The 22,610-nt window shown below is 61.7% G+C and carries 15 protein-coding genes and 1 pseudogene; 6 read left to right on the forward strand and 10 right to left on the reverse strand.

Features of this window, described 5'->3' with window-relative positions:
* Positions 1-249 precede the first annotated feature (249 nt).
* Positions 250-477 (forward strand): hypothetical protein, encoded by a 228-nt coding sequence (locus ACOIX3_RS31560; protein WP_420965863.1) that lies wholly within the window; start codon positions 250-252, stop codon positions 475-477.
* Here ACOIX3_RS31560 and ACOIX3_RS31565 read toward each other — a convergent pair.
* Positions 474-674 (reverse strand): hypothetical protein, encoded by a 201-nt coding sequence (locus ACOIX3_RS31565; RefSeq protein WP_420965864.1) that lies wholly within the window; start codon positions 672-674, stop codon positions 474-476. The genes ACOIX3_RS31560 and ACOIX3_RS31565 overlap by 4 nt on opposite strands.
* A 149-nt stretch (positions 675-823) precedes the next feature.
* Between ACOIX3_RS31565 and ACOIX3_RS31570 the strand changes: the two genes are divergently transcribed.
* The gene (locus ACOIX3_RS31570; RefSeq protein ID WP_420965865.1) at positions 824-988 is read left to right on the forward strand and encodes a hypothetical protein; all 165 of its coding nucleotides are present in this window, start codon (positions 824-826) and stop codon (positions 986-988) included.
* 352 nt (positions 989-1,340) lie between these two features.
* Positions 1,341-1,547, forward strand: a complete 207-nt coding sequence (locus tag ACOIX3_RS31575) for a hypothetical protein (protein ID WP_420965867.1) — start codon at positions 1,341-1,343, stop codon at positions 1,545-1,547.
* A gap of 84 nt (positions 1,548-1,631) precedes the next feature.
* Here the strand turns inward: ACOIX3_RS31575 and ACOIX3_RS31580 are convergent, their stop codons facing one another.
* From ACOIX3_RS31580 to ACOIX3_RS31620, 9 genes and pseudogenes are all read right to left on the reverse strand, one after another.
* On the reverse strand, positions 1,632-1,883 hold the full coding sequence (locus ACOIX3_RS31580) for a hypothetical protein (protein WP_420965868.1): 252 nt from the start codon (positions 1,881-1,883) through the stop codon (positions 1,632-1,634).
* Positions 1,880-2,002: pseudogene (locus ACOIX3_RS31585) on the reverse strand (transposase domain-containing protein); the annotation flags it as partial. The gene ACOIX3_RS31580 and the pseudogene ACOIX3_RS31585, both read right to left, overlap by 4 nt.
* 471 nt (positions 2,003-2,473) lie before the next feature.
* Positions 2,474-3,844, reverse strand: a complete 1,371-nt coding sequence (locus ACOIX3_RS31590) for an HlyD family type I secretion periplasmic adaptor subunit (protein WP_420965869.1) — start codon at positions 3,842-3,844, stop codon at positions 2,474-2,476.
* An 8-nt stretch (positions 3,845-3,852) separates the two neighbouring features.
* Positions 3,853-5,565 carry a type I secretion system permease/ATPase gene (locus ACOIX3_RS31595; RefSeq protein WP_420965870.1) on the reverse strand — a complete coding sequence of 571 codons (1,713 nt, stop codon included), beginning with the start codon at positions 5,563-5,565 and terminating at the stop codon, positions 3,853-3,855.
* A gap of 207 nt (positions 5,566-5,772) precedes the next feature.
* A complete protein-coding gene (locus ACOIX3_RS31600) occupies positions 5,773-17,532 on the reverse strand; it encodes a VCBS domain-containing protein (protein ID WP_420965872.1) in 11,760 nt (3,919 codons plus the stop codon).
* Positions 17,533-18,063: 531 nt separating this feature from the next.
* Entirely contained in the window at positions 18,064-18,258 is a 195-nt protein-coding gene (locus tag ACOIX3_RS31605; RefSeq protein WP_420965874.1) for a hypothetical protein, read from the reverse strand.
* 853 nt (positions 18,259-19,111) lie between these two features.
* Positions 19,112-19,459: a phosphatase PAP2 family protein gene (locus ACOIX3_RS31610; RefSeq protein ID WP_420965875.1), complete on the reverse strand. Its 348-nt coding sequence runs from the start codon at positions 19,457-19,459 to the stop codon at positions 19,112-19,114.
* Positions 19,460-19,525: 66 nt separating this feature from the next.
* Positions 19,526-19,672, reverse strand: coding sequence for a hypothetical protein (locus tag ACOIX3_RS31615; protein WP_420965878.1), 147 nt, complete (start codon positions 19,670-19,672; stop codon positions 19,526-19,528).
* A gap of 118 nt (positions 19,673-19,790) precedes the next feature.
* Positions 19,791-19,994, reverse strand: a complete 204-nt coding sequence (locus ACOIX3_RS31620) for a CsbD family protein (RefSeq protein ID WP_420965879.1) — start codon at positions 19,992-19,994, stop codon at positions 19,791-19,793.
* A 243-nt stretch (positions 19,995-20,237) separates the two neighbouring features.
* On the opposite strand from ACOIX3_RS31620, the gene ACOIX3_RS31625 reads away from it, so the two are divergent.
* From ACOIX3_RS31625 to ACOIX3_RS31635, 3 genes are all read left to right on the forward strand, one after another.
* Positions 20,238-20,726 (forward strand): ferritin-like domain-containing protein, encoded by a 489-nt coding sequence (locus tag ACOIX3_RS31625; protein ID WP_420965880.1) that lies wholly within the window; start codon positions 20,238-20,240, stop codon positions 20,724-20,726.
* 11 nt (positions 20,727-20,737) lie between these two features.
* Positions 20,738-21,274, forward strand: coding sequence for a DUF4142 domain-containing protein (locus ACOIX3_RS31630; protein ID WP_420965881.1), 537 nt, complete (start codon positions 20,738-20,740; stop codon positions 21,272-21,274).
* A gap of 105 nt (positions 21,275-21,379) precedes the next feature.
* On the forward strand, positions 21,380-22,585 hold the full coding sequence (locus ACOIX3_RS31635) for an MFS transporter (protein WP_420965882.1): 1,206 nt from the start codon (positions 21,380-21,382) through the stop codon (positions 22,583-22,585).
* Positions 22,586-22,610: the final 25 nt, after the last annotated feature.

The raw sequence follows: 22,610 nt of genomic DNA on the forward strand, positions 1-22,610 counted from the left end.
GCCCTCTGGTTGAGGAAAGTTGTCGGTCAGAGGGGGAGCGGATGAAGGCACTTCTTTGGGGCATCGCTCTGGGCTTGTTGTCGCCAACGTTGTGGCGTTTCTCGCTGGCACGCGCGAAGGCCTGGGCGGGCCGCGCCGAGGCTCGGCGGGGCGTGCTTTGGTGGTTCTCCGTGTGGCTGAATGGAGTTCCTGAGTGACAAGCGCTCGAATCGAGACTCATACTCGGGCATGCCACACTTGGACACTTGCTTGGGTATTCTGCGCCGGTTGATCGCTGAGGGCGACGTGAACGGCATTCCACCGGCTGAGCGTGCCATCACCGAATATCTGGAAGCAACGCCTGTGGCCGCCCGCAGAAGCGGGCTTCGCCTGCTTCAGGAAGACGTGCTGAAGCAGCGCGATGCCGTTACCGGAGATCGGCACGATTTCGCCGAAACCGTCAACGCCTACATTGAGAGGATGCTAGGTTCGTTTTAGCGCCGATCGGGCGGCCCCTTCAGCGCCAATAGGACGGCGGCGGCGGTAATCGATGCGAGCAGTGAGGCGACCTGCACGACGAGCAAAACCTCTTCGTCCTGACCGAGCCGGATTCCCAGACCCGTTCCGGCCAAAAGCGTCGTGACGGAGAAGATGATCAGGGTGCCAACAAGCACCCACCCGAACATTTCCTTCACATAGGTGCCCGCGCTGGATTAATCTCCGGTTTATTCGGAACTGGGGGAAGCAGCATGCGCCCGCAATCCGTTCTCGCTATAGCCGTCTTGGTTGCCATGCTCGGGCTTGGGGCACTTGTCTATGAGTACGTGCCTCATTAGGACCGGCCATGGCCAAGATGATTAAGTCTCTTCGCAAACAGGCTGACAAGGCAGAGCGCGCGGCCGCCTCGTCGCTCGACCCGGAATCGTCGGCCGGTCTGATGGCCCTTGCCAAAGGTTATCGGGCACAGGCTGACATGATCAAATCGAAGAAGAGAAGGAAGGCTCGGTAACGGCCTAGCGGTTGAGGACGTCGGAGAACTTTAGTGGTGCGGCCCAATACAGTGTATCACATTCTATTGCTGGTCTGGCTGGCCGCCGCTGTCGGTTGCGTAGGCTATTTCGTCATTTTTGGATAGCAAAGGGACCGCCTCGGTCGACGGTGCGCTGTAAGGTTAAGGTCCGTGTCAGCCGTGCCGCGTACCATCGGGACCATGAACCGCGATCTGCTCGATTTCCGTCTCTGGCTTGTCTGGACGGCATTTGTCGCCACCGCATTGGTCTATATGTTGGTCACATAAAGAGGCTAGCACCCGCGAACGGCCGCCGATTCGTAAATGCGCCCCAAATACCTATATTCCGGCTATGCCGATCACCCGAAAGCCGCTCGAGATCCCGCTAGAGGTGGCCCGCCAGTTCGCGGCCAAGATGCGGCTGTTCCACGCGGAGGACAGCCCACTTAAGCGAGACGAGATTGCCGCGGAGACGCGGTCTATTCTACTCCAGCAAATGCCCAAAGGCGCGAAGCTACGGCTTGCCGACGTGCTCGAACTGTTCCGGCTGATGCGATAACCGCGCCACGCTGCATTCTGTGCGACGATACCGGCTGGGTCTGCGAGAACGTACGCATCCGGCGTGGGCCGCAGGCTGGTTGGATCATTCCCGTTGCCAGCGCGTGAGCAGCTTGGGGTTTTCTTTGTAGAACCTGACGAGCTCGATCAGGTTTTCGATGCCAAAGTCGGTGAACGCCTGAACACCATCTTCGCCGACGCCATAGACCCCGATCAGGCCGTCCTCGATCTCCATTTCGATGGCAATGTCGCGCAGCCAATCTTCGTCTTCACCGAGGTCCTTTGCGACCTGGGTGATGGTGGTGACGTGATGAACCTTGTTGACGTGCGTGGTCATGCCGCTCGAGCAGAGATTGCTGATCCCGGCGTCCAATTCCAGGGCAGCAGCTCGTCCAGCCGATGAGCTGGGTGGGCGGCGATGCGGGCAAGGATATCCGTGAGCCATGCCTGCGGATCGCTATGACAGAGCCGTCCATGAAGACCATAGTGTCTAAGGTTACTCGACCGCCCTGGACGGCAATGACCCGCGTCTCAATTTCAGGCTGGTTACCGAGGACGGCGGGTCGTCGACCGCGGATGGACCGACGGTCGTGAAGCGAACCAATACAGGCGGCCATCCTCATGTCGGAGCGCGTCGGCGCCGAAAGACGATCTCCCCGCCGCCAAGTTCATGTGGGGTCAAGGTCGTCAGCGCGCGCATAAATTCGGAGTCGAACATGGCAGATCGAGAACATCGCGCGTGCATCCGAAAGAGCGAGTGCGCACCTGATCTTGTCCTCCTGATCATGTTGCCTGTTTGGCCGGATCACCGAGCATCATGATTTCCGCTGGCGACGCAGAGTACAACCATTGATCACCTCTGTGCGGCCATGGTTGCCCACCCGTTGCTAGACCGAGTGCAAACATTGCGAGACTCGTCCTTTGCGATCATTTCTGCCGGAATGACTGGTTGAACGACATCACCAGGGGCCCGACGATGTAGTCAAACGCGGTTCTCTGAACCGTCGGGATCATTACCGTTGCCGGCATCCCGGGGTAAAGATGAATGTTGGGCATGGTCGCCAGCTCGTCCTGGTCGATCCGAACGAAGGCCGTGTAGTAAGGATTGTTGGTCTTGGGATCTGTCAGGCGGTCAGCCGAGACCAGGATGACGTCGCCATGGATAATCGGAACGATCCGCTGTTTGTAGGCGGTTAGATGAACTTCTGCGCGCGTGTTCGGGTGCACATCGCTGATATCCTCGACGGCCACCTGGGCTTCGATTGTGAGCGAATCCTCATCTGGCACAATGTCCAGGATCTTGTCGCCGCGCTGGATCACGCCTCCCATCGAGAACACGCTAAGGCCAACCACGCGTCCGGTATAAGGAGCGCGAATTTCCATCCGGCCCAGCACCGCCTTGGCGTTCATTGCCTTCGGGATGACCTCCAGGAGCTTGGCCTGGGTGTCGCGCAAGTCCTTCGTGACGTCGGTCATCCGGTCGTTGTCGAACTGTGCGATCTGCTGTTCCTGCTCTGCAATCGCCTGGCGCGCCTTGGCGATGCTGGCATTCGCATCCGCGATCTGGCCTTCGAGACCGTACGCCGTCCGCTCCAGTTGCAGGATACGCGGACGGGCGATCAACCCTCGCTCGACGAGCGGAGCGACGTCCCTGGCCTCCTTGCGCACGGAGTCGATCTGGTTGGTGAACGATTTCACCTGCGCTTCCGCGCCAACGATCTGGGAGCCCAGCTGGTTGATCTTCTCGCGGACGACGCTTCGTTGCCCCTCCAGCGACGCCCGGCGGGTGTCAAACTGACTGAGCTGCCCGTTCCAGACGCTCTTGAAATAGGGATCGTCAGAGCGCGCCTTCAGATCTGGCGGCATGACAAGCTGGGAGCCATGGTCAAGCTCGGTCAGCAATCGGACTTCCGTTGCTCGCAGCACGGCATATTGCTGGGTCAGCACCTCATGTTCGGCGCGAGCCTGGGTCTCGTCGAGGACGATCAGCAAATCGCCTGAGTGCACCTTGTCGCCTTCCCTAACGTGCAATTCCTTGACGATACCGCCATCGAGGTGCTGGAGGCTCTTACGGTTGCCATCGACCTTCACCACGGCGTTGGCGACCACCGCCCCGTTGAGCGGCGCAGTCACCGCCCAGGTGCCGATGCCGCCGAAGAAGATGGCGATGATCAGCCAGCCCGCTACGGCGACGCCGCGAATGGAGTCGTTTGGCCCGTCATCCCTGTTCGCGCGCCTTGTCCGGCGTGGGGCGGCTCCGGGGCGCATCGACAGGTCTGCGACATCAAGCAATGCCATGACTTTTCCTAGCCCGCCGCGCCCCGAACTGCCGGAACCGGCACGGGCCGGGTCAGACGCGACAGGATTTCCTGGCGGGGTCCAAACATCTCGACGACGCCCTCACGCAACACCAGAACCTTGTCGACCACGCCGATGGTGGCCGGCCGATGGGAAATGATCACCACCGTGGCGCCACGTCGCTTCAACTGCATGATGCACTCGGCGAGCGCCGCATCGCCTTCGGAATCGAGGTTGGAACTCGGCTCATCGAGCACGACCAGGCTCGGATGGCCGTAGACCGCGCGTGCGAGGCCGATGCGTTGACGGTAGCCACCTGACAGGATCGCGCCCCCCTCACCGACCTGGGTGTCGTAGCCGTCAGCGAGCCGCAGGATCATCTCGTGCACATCGGCCATTTGCGCTGCCAGAATGATGGCCTTGTCGTCTCCGTTCTTGAACCGGCAGATATTGGCTGCGACCGTATCGGCAAACAGCTCGATATCCTGCGGCAGATAGCCGAGATGTTCGCCGAGCGATGACCTGATCCAGGTCGAAACATCGGACCCGTCAAGGCGAACGACACCTGCAGACGGCGCCTGAACGCCCACGATATGCCGCGCAAGCGTGGATTTGCCGGCGCCGGAGGGGCCAATAATTCCGAGGACTTCACCCGGTTCGACCTGGAATGTGACCCCGCGCAGAATGGGCCTTGATGTCCCGGGCACGGCAAACGACAGCCCTTCGACCGACACCCGCCCCTCGGGCCGCGGCAGGGTCAGTCCCGATTGACGCGGTGGATTGGCGGCCAACAGCTCGCGCACCCGCAGGAATGCACCGCGAGCGGAGATGAGGCCGCGCCATGACCCAACGATCTGTTCGACCGGCTGCAGGGCGCGGCCAAGCAGGATGCTGGCGGCAAACATGGCGCCAGCGGTGGTGAGCCGCTCGATCACGAGATAGGCGCCGAGACCGAGAATCAGGGATTGCATCGAAAGCCGCAGGAAGCGAATCACGCTCTGCATCGTGGCCGCGCGATCGCTTGCGGCAACCTGGCGCTCGAGCATACGGTCACGGTCACGGCCCCAGCGCTTCAAGAGGCCGGCGGTCATCCCCATTGCGCGCACCACTTCGGTGTTGCGCAGGCTCATCTCTGTGAAACTGTAGTTTCGATTTGCCGCCTCGCTGGATTCGGAAAGCGGAGGCTTGACGATCCATTCGTTGAGAAGGGCCATCAGGACCAGGACGATCGTGCACCCCAGCGCAAATGCGCCCAGGAACGGGTGCAGGGCGAAAATCACCGCGATATAGATCGGCGCCCAAGGCAGGTCGAAGATCGCGTGAACTCCGGACCCGGTGATGAACTGGCGGAAGGTGTCGAAATCGCGCAGCAACTGGCTGCGCGCGCCGCCGATCTTTGTCGAATGGTCAATGATGGCGGTCATCACTCGCGGCGCGATCTTCCGATCGAGGCGGATGCTAGTGCGTGTCAGCACACGAGCGCGTACCGCATCGAGACCCGCGAGCGCCATGAACGCCAGCAACAACGCCAGCGTCAGCATCAGCAGCGTGATCTCGCTGGCGCTCGAGATCACACGGTCATAGACCTGCAGCATGTACAGGGGGCCGGCCAGATAGAGCAGGTTGATGGCCAGGCTGAATATCGCGCCAGTGACAAAATAGCTCTGGCAGGCTTGCAGCGACTGCCGCAGTTCGTCCGCTTTTTTACGGGGGATACTCACGCGGAAATTGGCCGGAGCCACCCTCTAAACATGATCGCTGGCCGCCCCTGGGCGGCAGTCGAAGGATTCAAATAAATCAATCATCCAATCCCTCCATTTAGCATGGCCGACAGCCGCGTTGATAGCCGCCGCCGGCGCAAAACAGGCAGGAGGGTAAATATACGGGGTTCGCCTTCTCCCCAGTTGGTTCTCTTCCGTTCACTACGCTCAAGCGATGTGGTGCGGATCATAGGTGATCACCGTGCCGTTCGTGGTGCCGGCCTTCTCGGCGAAGCCGGCCGGATCATATTGACCGAGCAGGACGATATTCGCCGTGTGAGCTCCATCCGACACCGTCAGGGTGCCGCCGGTCGCCGCCTGGTTCTCCGTGAAGCTCAACGTGGTGCCAGTACCGAAGCTGACGCCCTTGATGTCGATGTCGTCATTGCCATCGAGGCCGCTCACCGTGCCGGAGAAGTGGAAGGCGTCATCCAGGATCAGGTGGCCGGCGGCGGTCGTGTCGAAGGTGACGCCTGCCGCCGAGGCTGCCCCGAACTCGATGGTGCCGGCCCCGCTGATCAAAGCGTTGCCATTGCCGGTCACCTCGCCCTCTGCTGCGACCGCGCCGCCATTGGCCCAGATCAGGCCGCTGTTGGCCACCGCACTGGCGAGCACCAGCCCACCCGTACCGGTCGCTTCCAGCGTGCCGGCGTTGGCGATCACGTTGGCGCCGGTATCGATCACCAGGGCATGGGTGCCTGTGGCGTCGATGATGCCCTCGTTGCTGAGCGTCAGGCTGCCCTGCCCGATCTGGCCCGCGCCGCTAATCAGGTTGTCGACGTTGTCGAGCGTGACGTTGGGGGCCGTACCGGCAATGACGTTGTGGTCATCGTCGGACAGGACCACGTGACCGCCGCCGTTGAGCGTGATCCCGGTCTGGATCAGCTGCAGCAGCGTGTCGTCGCCGGAAGCCTGCAGGTCGATCTCGCCGGTGTTGTGGATGACGCCGGACAACGGCAGCATCGCGCCGTCGCCGATGGTCATTGGACCGGGATTTTCGACCGTCGGCGTCACGTCGAACTCGAAGTTTGCTGCGGTCAGGTCCGCCGCATGCACGCCGTCGAGCGTGATTGTCTGGCCATCAGCAAGCGTGACCACGGCGTTTCCGTTGGCGTCGTCGGCGGTGTGGGCCTGGACATCGGCAAAGTTCTGCCAGCCGTAGCTGATCAGGTCGAGAGTGTCGGCTGAGATGTCGAAGCTATGGATGACATCATTGCCGATCGGTTGAGAGAAGACGAACAGGTCGTTGCCGCTTGATCCGGTGAGATGGTCGTTTCCGGACCATGCAAATATCGGCGAGCCCGGTGCATATGCTTCCACGTTGTCCGGCACGGAGCTGTTGCCGATTGTCCCGTCCGGGTTCGTCCAGGTGAGTGATAGGTGAAGCACTGCCGCGCCTGTGAAGTTGGCCGGCGTATTAACGGTCAACGCTCGCAAGTCGCCAGTCTGCAGCGACCAGGAACCATCCGCATTTTGGGTAGCGCCATTGAGTGTCCACCCAGGGAGAAGATCCGAGGCAGAAACAGTCACGAGCGAGTCGTCGGGCGCCTGGCTGTCCAGACCAAGATTTATCGGGGCGCCAGAGATACCGGCAGGCTGCGTAGCGTAGGCGCTAGTGTAAACCACGAAATCCGACGCACTTAGACTGGTGACTCCCGCAAGTGTAGTGATGTTGTTTAGGGTGGCTACTTGCACCCGATTGGCTGAGTCGTTCCAGTTATCATCAAACCAAATTTCGGCATGGTTGGTAGTTGAATTAAATACGACTACGTAGTCGTTTTTGGTTTGAGGGTTGCCTCCAGTCAGAGTCTGGATATCTGTCGTTGTGTCTGAATTTTGAAGGACGATGACTTTATTAGCCTCGTTGTTAGCGATGTTAGTTATCGAGGTACGTGTTTTATCGAAATCTGCAGTGGAGAGTGTTGCACCTGCAGCGGAGGCCGTCGTGTTGGCAAACGACACGGCACCAGCACCCGTTCCGCCGAGGAATCCAATTGTATCTTGATTACCGACTACTTTGCTGAAATCCGTAATCGTAGCAACTCCACCTCCATTAATCTGCAGCCGGAATTGATCGTTGCCACTACCGCCAGTCAGGGTGTCGGCACCTCCAATCCCATTCAGAACGTCGGCACCCGACCCACCTATCAGCGTATTGGCTCCGGATGTGCCTGTCAGGACTAGGCCAGTGGTGCCGGTATAATTCGTCGCGTCTATCGTTTCGAATCCGGAAATGCCTCCTGACAGCAGTGCGCCTGAACTGTCCAAAAAGTGACCTGTGCTCAGGTTAATTCTCGCGACGGCCAAGGTTCCCGAGCCGGTCAGCACCAGTTTATCCGTGCCGCTGCCGCCTGTTAGGCTGTCGCCAGCAAGCAGTGTGCTTGCTGTCGCATTGACGACATTCGTGCCGCTGCCGCCACTCAGGCCGATCGTGTCGGTGCCGGTCCCAAGCGTAATGGTCGCGTTCGAGGCACCGGTGCCGCCCGTCACTGTATCGGTACCGTTGCCGAGCGTCACCGCAATGGTGCCGCCGTTCCGCAATGTGAGGGACGTCGCCGCGTTGTCGACTGTCACCTTCTCAAATCCGGTGAACGCCGCCAGACTGTTCAGGTTGAACGTCCCGCCGCCGCTCAGCGCAAGCGTATCCGTCGCCCCCGTGCCGCCGGTCAGGCTGTCCGTCGAAACCAGGGTAGCGCTCGTCGCATTGACGACGTTCGTGCCGCTGCCGCCACTCAGGCCGATCGTGTCGGTGCCGGTCCCAAGCGTAATGGTCGCGTTCGAGGCACCGGTGCCGCCCGTCACTGTATCGGTACCGTTGCCGAGCGTCACCGCAATGGTGCCGCCGTTCCGCAATGTGAGGGACGTCGCCGCGTTGTCGACTGTCACCTTCTCAAATCCGGTGAACGCCGCCAGGCTGTTCAGGCTGAACGTTCCTCCACCGCTCAACGCCAGCGAGTCCGTGCCCGACCCGCCGGTCAAGCTGTCGGTGCTGTTCAACGTCGTGCTGGTCGCGTTCACCGCGTTGGTGCCAGCAACGAACGAAACAGTGTCGACCCCAGTACCAAGTGTTGCGGTGTTACCTGAAGACGCTACGCCAATGAAGTTGAGCGTACCTCCCGTACTACCTAGTGTTATGAGATTGCTGTTTCCCGAGAAGGCAATGGTGTCGTTGCTTCCCTCGGTAACCGTAATCGTCTGACTGCTGCCGCCGAGTTGAAGATCGACAAAGGTCGATCCCGTTAGATCAACCTGTTCGAAGTTTGGCAACCCAGTAGCCAGTCCGCCAAGAAGGCGCGCACCGCTCGACCCCACCCCCGTCACGACCAATCTATCGATTCCGCTGCCGCCCGTAAGACTATCAGCAAAGCCGGAGAGAGCCGTAGCGGTTGCATTGATGGTGTTGCTGCCGCTGCCGCTGCCCAAGTTGACCGTGTCTGTACCCGTTCCGAGGGTGACAGTGGTGTTCGCAACGCCTGTGCCGCCGGTCACCGAATCAGTGCCGTTACCCAAGGTGACATTGATCGTCGCCGCATTCTTCAGCGTCAGCGTCGTATTACCGTTGTCGACTGTGATGTTCTCAAATCCGGTAAACGCGGTGAGGCTGTTCAGATTGAAACCGCCGCCACCGGTCAGGGCGAGCGTATCGGTACCCGAACCGCCGGTCAGGCTGTCGCCGTTGTTAAGCGTCGAGCTGATCGCATTCACCGTATTGGTCCCGGAAGTGAACGACACCGTATCGTTGCCGGTACCCAGCGTGATCGTGTTGCCGCTGCCGGCGTTGACCGTCAGGTTCTGACCGTTCTTCAAGGTCAGGCTGTCGCCGGTGCCGCTCAGCGTCACATTCTCGAACCCGCTGAACGTCGCCAGACTGTTCAGATCGAACGTCCCGCTGTTGCCGGAGATCGCCAGCGTGTCGGTGCCGGTGCCGCTAGTCAGGCTGTCGCTACTGTTCAGGGTCGCGCCGGTTCCAATCGCGCCGTTTACAGTATTGGTACCGGAAGTGAACGATACCGTGTCGTTGCCGGTACCCAGCGTAATCGTGTTGCCGCTGCCGGCGTTGACCGTCAGGTTCTGACCATTCTTCAGCGTCAGGCTGTCGCCCGTGCCGCTCAGCGTCACATTCTCAAAGCCCGTAAAGGTCGCAAGACCGTTGAGATCGAACGCGCCGCTGCTCCCGGAGATCGCCAGCGTGTCCGCGCCGGTGCCGCCAGCCAGGCTGTCGCCGCTGTTGAGCGTCGCGCCCGTTCCAATCGTACCGCTTACGGTATTGGTACCGGATGTGAACGAGACAGTGTCATTGCCCGTGCCCAGCGTAATGGTGGTGTCGCTCCCGGCATTGATCGACAGGTTCTGACCGTTCCTTAGCGTCACGTTCTGACCGGAATATCCGGCCAGATTGATGAATTCAAATCCGGTAAAAGCAGCTAGGGTGTTGAAGTCGAAGGCGTAGGCTGGACCCGAAATATTCAATGTATCGATTCCGCTGCCTCCAGTGAGGCTATCGCCGGCTCCCAGCGTGCCGCCATTTACACTTCCGATGACGGTATTTGTTCCGCTTGTGAACGTCACGGTATCGTTGCCAGTGCCCAGCGTTATTGTGTTGCCGCTGCCGGCGTTGACCATCAGGTTCTGACCAAACTTCAGCGTCAGGCTGTCGCCGGTGCCGCTCAGCGTCACATTCTCGAACCCGCTGAACGTGGTAAGACCGTTCAGGTCGAACGTTCCGCTGTTGCCGGAGATCGCCAGCGTGTCGGTGCCCGTGCCGCCGGTCAGGCGGTCGCCGCTGTTCAGCGTCGCGCCCGTTCCGATCGTCGCATTCACCGTATTGGTACCGGAAGTGAACGACACTGTATCGTTGCCGGTACCCAGCGTAATGGTGTTGCCGCTGCCGGCGTTGACGGTCAGGTTCTGACCGTTCTTCAAGGTCAGGCTGTCGCCGGTGCCGCTCAGCGTCACATTCTCGAACCCGCTGAACGTGGCCAGACCGTTCAGGTCGAACGTTCCGCTGTTGCCGGAGATCACCAGCGTGTCAGTGCCCGTGCCGCCGGTCAGGCTATCGCCCGTGTTGAGCGTCGCGCCCGTTCCGATCGTCGCGTTCACTATATTGGTGCCGGAAGTGAACGACACAGCGTCGTTGCCGGTACCCAGCGTGATCGTGTTGCCGCTGCCGGCGTTGACCGTCAGGTTCTGACCGTTCTTCAGCGTCAGGCTGTCGCCCGTGCCGCTCAGCGTCACATTCTCAAAGCCCGTAAAGGTCGCAAGACTGTTGAGATCGAACGTGCCGCTGCTCCCGGAGATCGCCAGCGTGTCCGTGCCGGTGCCACCCGTCAGATTATCGGCTGCAAGGAGTGTTGCCCCCGTCCCGATCACCCCATTCACCGTATTGGTGCCGCTGCCGGCGCCGAAATTCACCGTGTCGGTGCCAGTGCCAAGTGTTACCGTGGCACTGGCAGCCCCGGTGCCACCGGTTACCGTGTCGGTGCCGTTACCCAGCGTGACGTTGATCGCCGCCGCGTTCTTCAGCGTCAGTGTCGTATTGTTGTTGTCGACCGTGACATTCTCGAAGCCGGTAAACGCCGCCAGGCTGTTCAGGTTGAACGTGCCGCCGCCAGTCAAGGCCAGCGTATCCGTGCCGGTGCCGCCGGTCAGGCTGTCGCCGCTGTTCAGTGTCGTGCTGGTTGCATTCAACGTATTGGTGCCAGACGTAAACTGCACCGTGTCATTGCCGGTGCCCAGCGTGATGGTGTTGCCGCTGCCGGCATTGATCGTCTGGTTCTGGCCGTTCTTCAGCGTCAGGCTGTCGCTCGTGCCGCTCAGCGTCACGGTCTCGAACCCGGTGAACGCCGCGAGGCTGTTCAGGTTGAACGTCCCGCTGTTGCCGGAGATCGCCAGCGTGTCCGTGCCGGTGCCACCGGTGAGATAGTCACCACTGTTGAGCGTTGCGCCGGCTCCTATTACTCCATTAACAAGATTTGATCCTGAGACGAAGAAGACTGTGTCAGTAGCTGTCGTGAGCGTTACGGGGCTCGTGCTGACAAGTGAAATCGAAGCCATTGCTGAGGCGGTTGAGAACGCCGTCGATCCGCCGTTGAGGCTAGCGTTACCAAGCGCACCGTTCGAGCCGGTCGTTTGATCCCACGCCTCGAATGTGATTGCGTTTGTGATTGTGCCACCGAAACCCGCGGAGGGCTGGAAGTATATGCGCGTAAATCCATCAGCTGCCAGCAAGCGCGCCGAGCTCGCGCTGATACTTCCCAGGCTTGACCAGTGACTGCCGTTATCAATCGAATACCACCACGTACCGTTCGATGTATCCGCCGCAGTTATGGCTACACCTGTTGACGCATTGGCGTCCGCATCGGAAACGTTTGCCCCGAGATTGACGAGAGAAGAAATGAGTGTCCCTACTGCTCCCGAGGGGGCGCCCGAACCTGGTGACTCCGTGTTCAAGACCTGCGAGGTGGTTGACAATACCGGCGCATCATTGGTGCCGGTGATGGTGATGGTGACCGGCTTGGTCGAGCTCAGCCCGTTATTGTCGGTGACGGTGACGTCGTAGACCACGGTGAGCGTCTCGCCCGCGGCGAGGAAGTCGAAATTGCTGTCGGCTGCGCTGAAGCTGAAGCCGACCGAGCCCGCGCCCGTGCCGGTGCTGTCGGTGCTGACGGTGGTGCTCAGCGCCGAGGCCAGCGTCGCGGCCAGGCCGCTCGGCAGCGTGCTGCCGCCCGACCAGGTCGTCGAGTGCACCAGGTTGGCAACCGAATGCGTGTCGTTGAGGTCGACGTCGGTGAAGCTCAGCGAGCCGCCCGTCGTATCCGCCGCGCTGCTGGCGGTGGCGCCGGCGACCTCGGTGATCGCGTGCGGGCCGGAGGCGTCAGCCGCCACGACCGGCGCGTCGTTGGTGCCGGTGATGGTGATGGTGACCGGCTTGGTCGAGCTCAGCCCGTTATTGTCGGTGACGGTGACGTCGTAGACCACGGTGAGCGTCTCGCCCGCGGCGAGGAAGTCGAAATTGCTGTCGGCTGCGCTGAAGCTGAAGCCGACCGAGCCCGCGCCCGTGCCGGTGCTGTCGGTGCTGACGGTGGTGCTCAGCGCCGAGGCCAGCGTCGCGGCCAGGCCGCTCGGCAGCGTGCTGCCGCCCGACCAGGTCGTCGAGTGCACCAGGTTGGCAACCGAATGCGTGTCGTTGAGGTCGACGTCGGTGAAGCTCAGCGAGCCGCCCGTCGTATCCGCCGCGCTGCTGGCGGTGGCGCCGGCGACCTCGGTGATCGCGTGCGGGCCGGAGGCGTCAGCCGCCACGACCGGCGCGTCGTTGGTGCCGGTGATGGTGATGGTGACCGGCTTGGTCGAGCTCAGCCCGTTATTGTCGGTGACGGTGACGTCGTAGACCACGGTGAGCGTCTCGCCCGCGGCGAGGAAGTCGAAATTGCTGTCGGCTGCGCTGAAGCTGAAGCCGACCGAGCCCGCGCCCGTGCCGGTGCTGTCGGTGCTGACGGTGGTGCTCAGCGCCGAGGCCAGCGTCGCGGCCAGGCCGCTCGGCAGCGTGCTGCCGCCCGACCAGGTCGTCGAGTGCACCAGGTTGGCAACCGAATGCGTGTCGTTGAGGTCGACGTCGGTGAAGCTCAGCGAGCCGCCCGTCGTATCCGCCGCGCTGCTGGCGGTGGCGCCGGCGACCTCGGTGATCGCGTGCGGGCCGGAGGCGTCAGCCGCCACGACCGGCGCGTCGTTGGTGCCGGTGATGGTGATGGTGACCGGCTTGGTCGAGCTCAGCCCGTTATTGTCGGTGACGGTGACGTCGTAGACCACGGTGAGCGTCTCGCCCGCGGCGAGGAAGTCGAAATTGCTGTCGGCTGCGCTGAAGCTGAAGCCGACCGAGCCCGCGCCCGTGCCGGTGCTGTCGGTGCTGACGGTGGTGCTCAGCGCCGAGGCCAGCGTCGCGGCCAGGCCGCTCGGCAGCGTGCTGCCGCCCGACCAGGTCGTCGAGTGCACCAGGTTGGCAACCGAATGCGTGTCGTTGAGGTCGACGTCGGTGAAGCTCAGCGAGCCGCCCGTCGTATCCGCCGCGCTGCTGGCGGTGGCGCCGGCGACCTCGGTGATCGCGTGCGGGCCGGAGGCGTCAGCCGCCACGACCGGCGCGTCGTTGGTGCCGGTGATGGTGATGGTCACCACCACGTTCTGGGTCGTGGTGCCGCCATGGCCGTCATTGATGGTGACCACATAGGTCGCCGTCAGGGTCTGGCCGGCCGCCAGGAAGTCGAAGGTCTTGTCCTGGGCGCTGTAGTTCCAGGCCACGCTGCCCGAACCCGTGCCGGTCGAATCGGTCTTGGTCAGTGCCAATGTGCTGGCTGATGTCAGCGCACTGATCTGACCGCCGCTCAGCGGGCCGCCTGACCATGCGAAGCTCGGCGTGCCCTGCGTGACGGTGTGGCTGTCCGACAGGTCGACGTCGGCAAAGGCGATGGTGCCCGACGCGCTGTCCGTTGTGGTCGAGCCGGTGACCCCGGCCGCCTCGTTGAAGGCTCCACTCGCCGTCGTCCCGGCCGAGATCGTCGGCGCGTCGTTGGTCCCGGTGATGGTCACCACCACGTTCTGGGTCGTGGTGCCGCCATGGCCGTCATTGATGGTGACCACATAGGTCGCCGTCAGGGTCTGGCCGGCCGCCAGGAAGTCGAAGGTCTTGTCCTGGGCGCTGTAGTTCCAGGCCACGCTGCCCGAACCCGTGCCGGTCGAATCGGTCTTGGTCAGTGCCAACGTGCTGGCGCTCGCCAGGGCGCCGGCCTGGCCGGTCGTGAGAGCGCCGCCTGACCATGCGAAGCTCGGCGTACCCTGCGTGACGGTGTGGCTGTCCGACAGGTCGACATCGGCAAAGGCGATGGTGCCCGATGCGCTGTCCGTTGCGGTCGAGCCGGTGACCCCGGCCGCCTCATTGAAGGCTCCACTCGCCGTCGTCCCGGCCGAGATCGTCGGGGCGTCGTTGGTGCCGGTGATGGTCACCACCACGTTCTGCGTCGTGGTGCCGCCATGACCGTCACTGATGGTGACCACATAGGTCGCCGTCAGCGTCTGGCCGGCCGCCAGGAAGTCGAAGGTCTTGTCCTGGGCGCTGTAGTTCCAGGCCACGCTGCCCGAACCCGTGCCGGTCGAATCGGTCTTGGTCAGCGCCAATGTGCTGGCTGATGTCAGCGCACTGATCTGACCGCCGCTCAGCGGGCCGCCTGACCATGCGAAGCTCGGCGTGCCCTGCGTGACGGTGTGGCTGTCCGACAGGTCGACGTCGGCAAAGGCGATGGTGCCCGACGCGCTGTCCGTTGTGGTCGAGCCGGTGACCCCGGCCGCCTCATTGAAGGCTCCACTCGCCGTCGTCCCGGCCGAGATCGTCGGCGCGTCGTTGGTCCCGGTGATGGTGACGACCACGTTCTGGGTCGTGGTGCCGCCATGGCCGTCATTGATGGTGACCACGTAGGTCGCCGTCAGGGTCTGCCCGGCCGCCAGGAAGTCGAAGGTCTTGTCCTGGGCGCTGTAGCTCCAGGCCACGCTGCCCGAACCCGTGCCGGTCGAGTCGGTCTTGGTCAGTGCCAGCGTGCTGGCGCTCGCCAGGGCGCCGGCCTGGCCGGTCGTGAGAGCACCGCCCGACCACACAAAGCTCGGCGTACCCTGCGTGACGGTGTGGCTGTCCGACAGGTCGACGTCGGCAAAGGCGATGGTGCCCGATGCGCTGTCCGTTGTGCTCGAGCCGGTGACGTTCGCGGCTTCCGTGATCGCGCCATTCGCCGTGGTCGATCCCGCAACGATGGTCGGTCCATGGTTCGGCATCCCGAACGTCAGTGTCGTCGAGGTAACGAAACCGTTCTGATCAAGCGTCGAAATGGTAAAGACGTCGGTCGGTGTCGCAAAGGACGTCACGGCGTAGCTGTAAGTGCCATCGGCATTGACCGTTAGCGTGCCGTCTGCGCCGGCCACCGTATAGGAGGTCGGAAGGGTCGCGGTCCCGTGGAGGTATTGCGCAACATTGAGCGACGGATCCAAAGAGGTCGCGGTCGTGCTTCCATTGCCAGCGGCGACGCCCACGATTTTGTACGTGTCGGTGAAGCTCGTCGAGCTGGTGCCGACTGTGTTGGTGAAGAGATTGTTGAGCGAGCCGGTGTTCGAACTCGCGCCGAGCCCCAGGTTGATCGTTGCGGGATTGACGATCTGAATCTGGAGCGCTTCCCAACCATTGAGAACGAGGCCACCGCCCGTGGTCGAGACCCCGGTGCCGGAGGTCCCGGCGGCGAAATTGAACGAATACGTCGCGCCGCCACAGCCCTGGTTCGCGGCCAACCAACTCGCATATGCCGTCAACTGCGACCGGATGAGCGCGTATTCGTCCGCAGTTAGGACGATGCGAACCGTATCGGTCCCGCCGCCGCCATTGTACCTGTCGACATCACCGGCCAGTGACTGCAATGCACCGGAGACGACTCTATAATGATCGGAAAGCGCATAGATCGCGAGAGCGCCGCCGTTGCCTGCATTTATGGTGTCGCTGCCGGCCCCTCCGATGATAACGTCGGTGCCATTTCCGACGTTGATTGTGTCGTTTCCGGCGCCGCCATAGATGATATTGCTGCCGTTGCCCGCATTGATGGCATCCGATCCGCTGCCACCGACAATGACATTGGTCCCGTTGCCGTCGCTGATGGTATTGGTGCCGGTGGTATTGGCTGCATAGATCAGGTTGCCGCCATTGCCGTCGCTGATGGTCGCGTTGCTGCCGCTGACGATGATCGTGTTGGAGCCGTTGCCGTCGCTGATGGTGTTGTTGCTGCCCGAGACCGTGATGGTATTGGTGCCGTTGCCATCGCTAACGGTATTGTTGCTTCCAGTTACGGTGACGGTGTTGGTCCCATTGCCGTCAGAGACGGTGTTATTGCTGCCCGTTACCGTGACCGAATTGGTCCCGTTGCCATCGCTGACCCTGTCGTTGCTTCCGGTCACGGTCAGCGTGTTGGTGCTGTTGTTGCCGGAGATCGCGGTGTTGTTGGTGTCCAGCACGCCCGCATAGGCCCCCTGCCCGGTGGCCGTGATCGGCGGCTCTGCAAGAGTTGAGTCGTCAAGCGACGAAATATCCCAGCTGCCGCCGCGCGCGGCGGCACCGACCCGCTGGGCCGAAGCCACCACCTTGGCGCCGGTTGCGGCCGCGATCGCGTCGATGAACGCCGCGCCGTACTCACCCTGCGCGACCGCGCAGCTCCACAACCGCAGTTCGCCGCCCTGTGTGATCGCGCTGCCCAGATCCGCCAGATCACCCGCGACACGATCCATGGCGTCAAGCGACAGCAGCCCGGCCGAAAAGGCCATCGTTCCAGGCTGTCCGTGGGCGACAATGTGGATTGCGTTCAGTTCGCTCCTGGCCTGGACCGCCCGTGCCATCTGGCGGACAGCCGGTTCATCGTCCGAGAGCAAGATCGCTTCAACATCGGGCCGGATGCCGGCAAGCAGCGTTTCGAGGTCATCGATGCCGCGGTCGATGAAGGCGATCTCGCGTTTAAAGCTTGCACCAGTGAACGTTCCCCATTGGCAATGATTGAGCCGGACCCCCGCGATGGCCGCCGAAGTGTTCGAAGATACTGAAGCCACTTTGGATTGAGCGATCATGATGCTGTCCTGCAATTGGCTGGTGCTTAAAAAGAGCGATGAGATTGCTGCCGGTAACGACCGCGATTCAAACGGGGCGTGCGGGGCGATTGGCGGCGCCTCTGTCGGGACGACGGACACATCCGACGCCGGCTGAGCAATCAACGCCGGCGGATGGTTCGTTATGGAACGTAAGGGCAAAAGATCGATCGACGTCGAAGAGGCAGAACTCGAAAGCTCGTGCAGGCGCGCTTCAACCTCGTCCCAGTTGATCGGCAGCTTGGCTTTCCGGACGAAATAAACGCGACCCAATACACACACTCCCAAAAACTCTGCCGACGCAGAGCAGGTGTGGTTGCAGTCGAAAATCAATTCATCAAACCGCCTAAACGCTCGTTCAAAAAATCTGTGAACGTTTCGGCCGACAAGCAATTGGAGCGACGTTTATATTATTTGCTCGTCCGCCGTGCTGTGAAAGACCTCGAACACACTACCCTGCCCGCTTCGGTGCGGCTCTGAGCACCGCACGCATGAAAATTCTTGTCTTTAAACTGCTTTGTCGTGGGGAGGCTTGCGCTCCTGTCCGCGAAAAATGCGGGCAAGCATCCCAAAATCTAATTTAGATGCAATTTGCCGTAAATTTGCGCGGCCGTCCAGCGCCGCAGGAGGTTCCCCCTCTTAACATTAATGATGAACCGACAACGGGTTCCTCCGCCGCACACAGGGCATCCGTAGCTTTACGGAGCGCCATCTAAAAAAGCAGTATCTAAGGCTCGCTTCGCAGCAAAGCCCTACGTGCGAGATGAGCGCTAAGCTGGTTTGGCGAACGGGTCTTTGCTGCCGTTAAGCCCTATCTTCACGCCGACTATTCATCAGGCTTTGCTTTATATGTTCCGCTTCTTCCTTCGTCAGCTTCTCAGCGAAGCGGCCATCCTTTTTTAGCTGCGCTGGTCCCTTGAGCTTTCGATCGTAGACCATCCAGTCAGTGCTTCCTCTCCGGACGATGAACCTGGCCTGTGGAGGCGGTGTGTCGATCATCGATACCTCTCGATTTCGTCAGGCCCCGATTTCAAATACACACACCGGGCGACAGTTTATTCCTGAACCGGGACACTGAAATCTCCTGCACCAGCTAAACTGCAAGGCCTATGCCGATAATGCCCTACGTTCTCGGCGAACCATTGCCTCGCTCGTCCGGCTTAACCCTGTCATGCCAATTCGGGACGATGTTCACAGCGCCTGCTGTTCCGCAGACGGTGCACATCAACCGACACGCGACCAAGGCTGATCTTGGGACAGGGCATCAAGCCTGAAGTCGACTAAGCGACCGCACCCCGCCATGGCATTGGATGCTGCAAGTGACGTGACCGTCCGCAAGCAATTTCCGCGGGGCTACCAAGCGGAAAGGAGCGGCCGGACCATTTCGTGTAGCGAAGCATGACCCGGATTGATTCCGCAACAGCCGGGCTGATGCAAATTATCAAGACCTTGGGGCAGAGAACGGCACCGAGCCACTGCAAGTCGTGGTGGCCATCAGCTTGGCTTGACGTACTCGACCGCGATGGCCGCTTTCCCGACCTCGTCCGACAACCTCTGGAGCACTTTCGCGACAATTGTCCGGGTTAGGTTTGGTTCCCGCGAGATCAGCAACGGGGGCGCGATGCGCCCGGCCTTTGCTGTCGGAACTGTGGTTCTTTCGGACCGTTACCCTCTGTCGACCTGACCGGTATTGCACCGGTATTGCAATGTAGTGCCGAGGTGTCGCCTTGGATGCACAAACCCGCCAACATAGGCCGTGCGTCGAACGGGGCGCGCCTGGCTCAAGCAGCCGCTGCATGTCGATGCAGAGATGGACCGCATGAGCAGGCGGCTGAGAAACTGTGCCATCGGCTCAGCTCCGACCGCGGCTCCCATATCCTGTCACGCGCCGTATCAGCAGCTCAAGCGCAACCCCTATCGCCGAGCCCACTGCGACATCACTCGCCCAATGCGCCAGCAATAGAACGCGCGTGGATATCAGGCCCACTCCAAGAGCCCAGACGATTCCGCGCTGGCCGAGGGGAAGCCGGCTCGCCGCGGAAGTGATGGCGCCGACCTGAATGGCATGTCCGGACGGAAAGGCATCCATCGCCTTGCCCGAGATCGGAATGCCGTGAAGATGCCCGAGCACCGTGAGCCCGTCCGGCCGCTCCTGATTGAAGACGGATTTGAGGAGGTGCGGAACCAGCGATGCGACCACGGCCGTAGCCAACAGGTGATCGCTTGCCAGGCGCTGCTGCGGCGGCCTGCTGCGGCACAGCAACCATCAGCCCAGTGTCAACGCGCAGACGACATGCTCGTCGGCAGCCCACGTCAGGACCGAGGCCGCGCGCTCGGTCGGCGGCGTCGTGTTGCGCGAGATCGCGCGCGCAAGGGCAACATCGGGCCAGGTCGGTGGGACTGTTATCGGCATGGACGCCTGTGGTTGAAGCGGTAACAGAGTCCAAACGCATCGCATTGGCCCACGTTCCACATACGGATAGCGCCAAAGAAAAGGCCCCGCAAAGCGGGGCCACCGGAGTTGATCTGACTCACCATTTTTGGCGATCGTACCAGTCGTTCACCTCCCTCGCGGCTTGATCCTTCGCATAACCGTAGCGTTGCTGCAGACGGCCCTCCAGCTGATCCTGCTTGCCAGCGATGACGTCGAGGTCATCGTCGGTGAGCTTCCCCCACTGCTCCTTAACCTTGCCCTTGACCTGCTTCCAGTTGCCTTCGACACGATTCCAGTCCATCGCGGTTCTCCCTTGAAAGATGAGACCGATCAACGGGCAGCCTGAGGCTTCGTTCCTTGACGGACTTGCGGCAAGACTTCGCAACCTTGCGGCAAGAGTTCGCAAGCCGGCCACGAGGCGTATCGTAATGCGCCCCGCGACGCGACGACAAAGCGCCTCGCCACGACGCGATCGAAGATAGGAACTTGCTTTCTGCGCGCGTGTTGGGACGTCCGAACCATCCACCAATGAACGGAGCGACCGATGTCGGAGAAAGATCTCAGCGCCCTCTTCCTCGATACCCTCAAGGACATCTATTACGCCGAAAAGCAGATCCTCAAGGCGTTGCCGCGCATGGCCAAGGCGGCTGCGTCCGACCAGCTTCGTGCGGCGTTTGACAAGCATCATGACGAGACCGAAGGACAGATCGAACGGCTCGAACAGATCTTCGATCTGATGGGCAAGCCGGCGCGCGGCAAGAAGTGCGATGCCATCGAGGGCATCCTCGACGAAGGCAAGGAGATCATGGAGGAGTACGCCGACACGCCGGCGCTCGATCCGGGCCTGGTCTCCGCAGCCCAGGCGGTCGAGCATTACGAGATCGCCCGTTACGGCACGTTAAAGGCCTGGGCGGACAAGCTCAGCATGAAGGACGCCGTCAAGCTCATCGACCAGACCCTCGCCGAGGAAAAGAAGACCGACGAAGCGCTCACCAAGCTCGCCATCAGCGCCATCAACGCCGAAGCGGCCTGAGGAGACGAGCGATGAAGCGAACCATTCTAGCGATTGCCATCGGCTGCGGGTTGACCTTGCCGGTACTGGCCCAATCGGTGGGTGAGAAAACCGGCGTCAACTCCGTCCTCGGCGTCGCGCCGAAGACGGAGGATTTCATCAAGGAAGCCGCCACGAGTGACATGCTGGAGATCGAGGCGGCGAAGATTGCCCAGCAGAAAGGAAATGCGGGCGAAAAGAATTTCGCCGATCAGATGGTGACCGACCATACCAAGACCAGTACGGAGCTGAAGGAGTTGGTCAGCGGCGAGATGAAGTCGGCATTGCCGATCGGCCTCGACTACAGCTCCGAGAAGAAGCTCGGGCGGCTGCGCGATGCCAAGGCGAGCGATTTCGCCAGTGAGTACGATCCGATGCAGGTCAGCGCCCACAAGGATGCCGTCTCGCTGTTCGAACGCTACGCCAAGGGCGGCGACGATCCGAAGCTGAAGGATTGGGCCGGCAAGACCCTGCCCGCGCTCCAGCACCATCTCGCAATGGCACAGGACCTGGAGAAAAACCGAAAGTAGTCGCCGATCGCCGACAGCCGCCGATCTGGCTGCCGGCGGTTTCGTCTGGAACGAACGCCCCGACCGCGGATTGCCTCGCTATTCCGGCTTCATGAGGCAATTCGAATGGCGCAGCTTGACGCCATGCGCACCCCACGGGTGGAACTTCGGCATACGGCGGCGTTCGCCGCGGTGGGGATGCTGCTTGCCACAGCCTTCGGCCTCAGCACCCTGATCACGCCGCTGTACCTGATTTATCAGAAGGCCTTTGGCTTCTCGCAGATCACTCTGACGCTGATCTATGCGGCCTATGCGATCGGCAATATCGCCGCACTGCTGTTGTTTGGCCGTGCATCCGACCGTGCCGGCCGGCGGGTGACGGCATTGTCGGCGATTGTGCTCCTGATCCTCGCCGCTCTGGTCTTCCTTTTCGCCCGTGGCATCGCCTGGCTCTACATGGGCCGCATCCTCAGTGGCCTTGGGATTGGCCTTGCCAGCGGCACCGGCAATGCATGGCTCGCTGAACTCGTCGGCGGAGCTGACAAAGGGCGCGCGGCCATCATAGGCACCAGCACCAATTTCCTCGGCCTCGGTGTCGCGGCGCTGCTGTCCGGGCTGCTCGCACAATATGCACCATGGCCGTTGCAGCTGTCGTTTGTTGTTTATCTCGTCGTCGCGTGCGCGGTCGCCGCGCTGATCTGGCGTACCCAGGAGACCGTGCGCAATCCCGACCGGTGGCACATTGAGGTTCGCCCCAGATTGGGGTTGCCGCGGGAGATCCAGGCGCAGTTTGTGGCCCCTGCAATCACCGGCTTCGGCTTGATGGCGCTGGTCGGCTTTTATGCCTCGTTGATGCCCGCGATTCTGGCGCATGACCTTCATATCGAGAACCGTGCCGCCGGCGGTGCGCTTTTGTTCGAGCTCGCCATTGTCGTCGGGCTGGTCATCGTGGCAACGCAGACGCTCGCCAGCCGGACCTCGATGCTGTGGTCGCTCGCGCTGATGATCCCCGCAGCCGGAGCGATCGTCACCGCGCAGGTTTCCGCATCGGTACGGGTCATGCTCGCGGCCACCACTGTTGTCGCTATATCTGCCGGGCTTGGTTATCGCGGCAGCCTTCAGGTGGTCAACCAAATCGCGCCCGACGACGAGCGCGCCGCTGTGGTTTCGACCTATTTCGTGTGCTGCTTCATCGGCAATGCGCTGCCGGTGATCGGCGTCGGCGTGCTGTCGAGCCTTACCAATACTACCGTCGCCGACATCGCATTTTCGAGCATGATCGCGGCCTTCGCGGTGGTCGCGCTGATCTTCGGTCTGCTCCACCGGCGCTGATTGCGGAACCCCTTGGATAGGAACG

It is taken from the genome of Bradyrhizobium sp. B120, assembly GCF_049075665.1.
GTDB lineage: Bacteria > Pseudomonadota > Alphaproteobacteria > Rhizobiales > Xanthobacteraceae > Bradyrhizobium.

Excerpts from the sequence above, each read along its gene's own strand:
- ACOIX3_RS31570 (WP_420965865.1), top strand. The coding sequence starts at position 824 with ATGGCCAAGATGATTAAGTCTCTTCGCAAACAGGCTGACAAGGCAGAG.
- ACOIX3_RS31575 (WP_420965867.1), top strand. The coding sequence starts at position 1,341 with ATGCCGATCACCCGAAAGCCGCTCGAGATCCCGCTAGAGGTGGCCCGC.
- ACOIX3_RS31580 (WP_420965868.1), bottom strand. The coding sequence starts at position 1,883 with ATGACCACGCACGTCAACAAGGTTCATCACGTCACCACCATCACCCAG.
- ACOIX3_RS31590 (WP_420965869.1), bottom strand. The coding sequence starts at position 3,844 with ATGGCATTGCTTGATGTCGCAGACCTGTCGATGCGCCCCGGAGCCGCC.
- ACOIX3_RS31605 (WP_420965874.1), bottom strand. The coding sequence starts at position 18,258 with ATGATCGACACACCGCCTCCACAGGCCAGGTTCATCGTCCGGAGAGGA.
- ACOIX3_RS31615 (WP_420965878.1), bottom strand. The coding sequence starts at position 19,672 with ATGCCGATAACAGTCCCACCGACCTGGCCCGATGTTGCCCTTGCGCGC.
- ACOIX3_RS31620 (WP_420965879.1), bottom strand. The coding sequence starts at position 19,994 with ATGGACTGGAATCGTGTCGAAGGCAACTGGAAGCAGGTCAAGGGCAAG.
- ACOIX3_RS31625 (WP_420965880.1), top strand. The coding sequence starts at position 20,238 with ATGTCGGAGAAAGATCTCAGCGCCCTCTTCCTCGATACCCTCAAGGAC.
- ACOIX3_RS31630 (WP_420965881.1), top strand. The coding sequence starts at position 20,738 with ATGAAGCGAACCATTCTAGCGATTGCCATCGGCTGCGGGTTGACCTTG.
- ACOIX3_RS31635 (WP_420965882.1), top strand. The coding sequence starts at position 21,380 with ATGGCGCAGCTTGACGCCATGCGCACCCCACGGGTGGAACTTCGGCAT.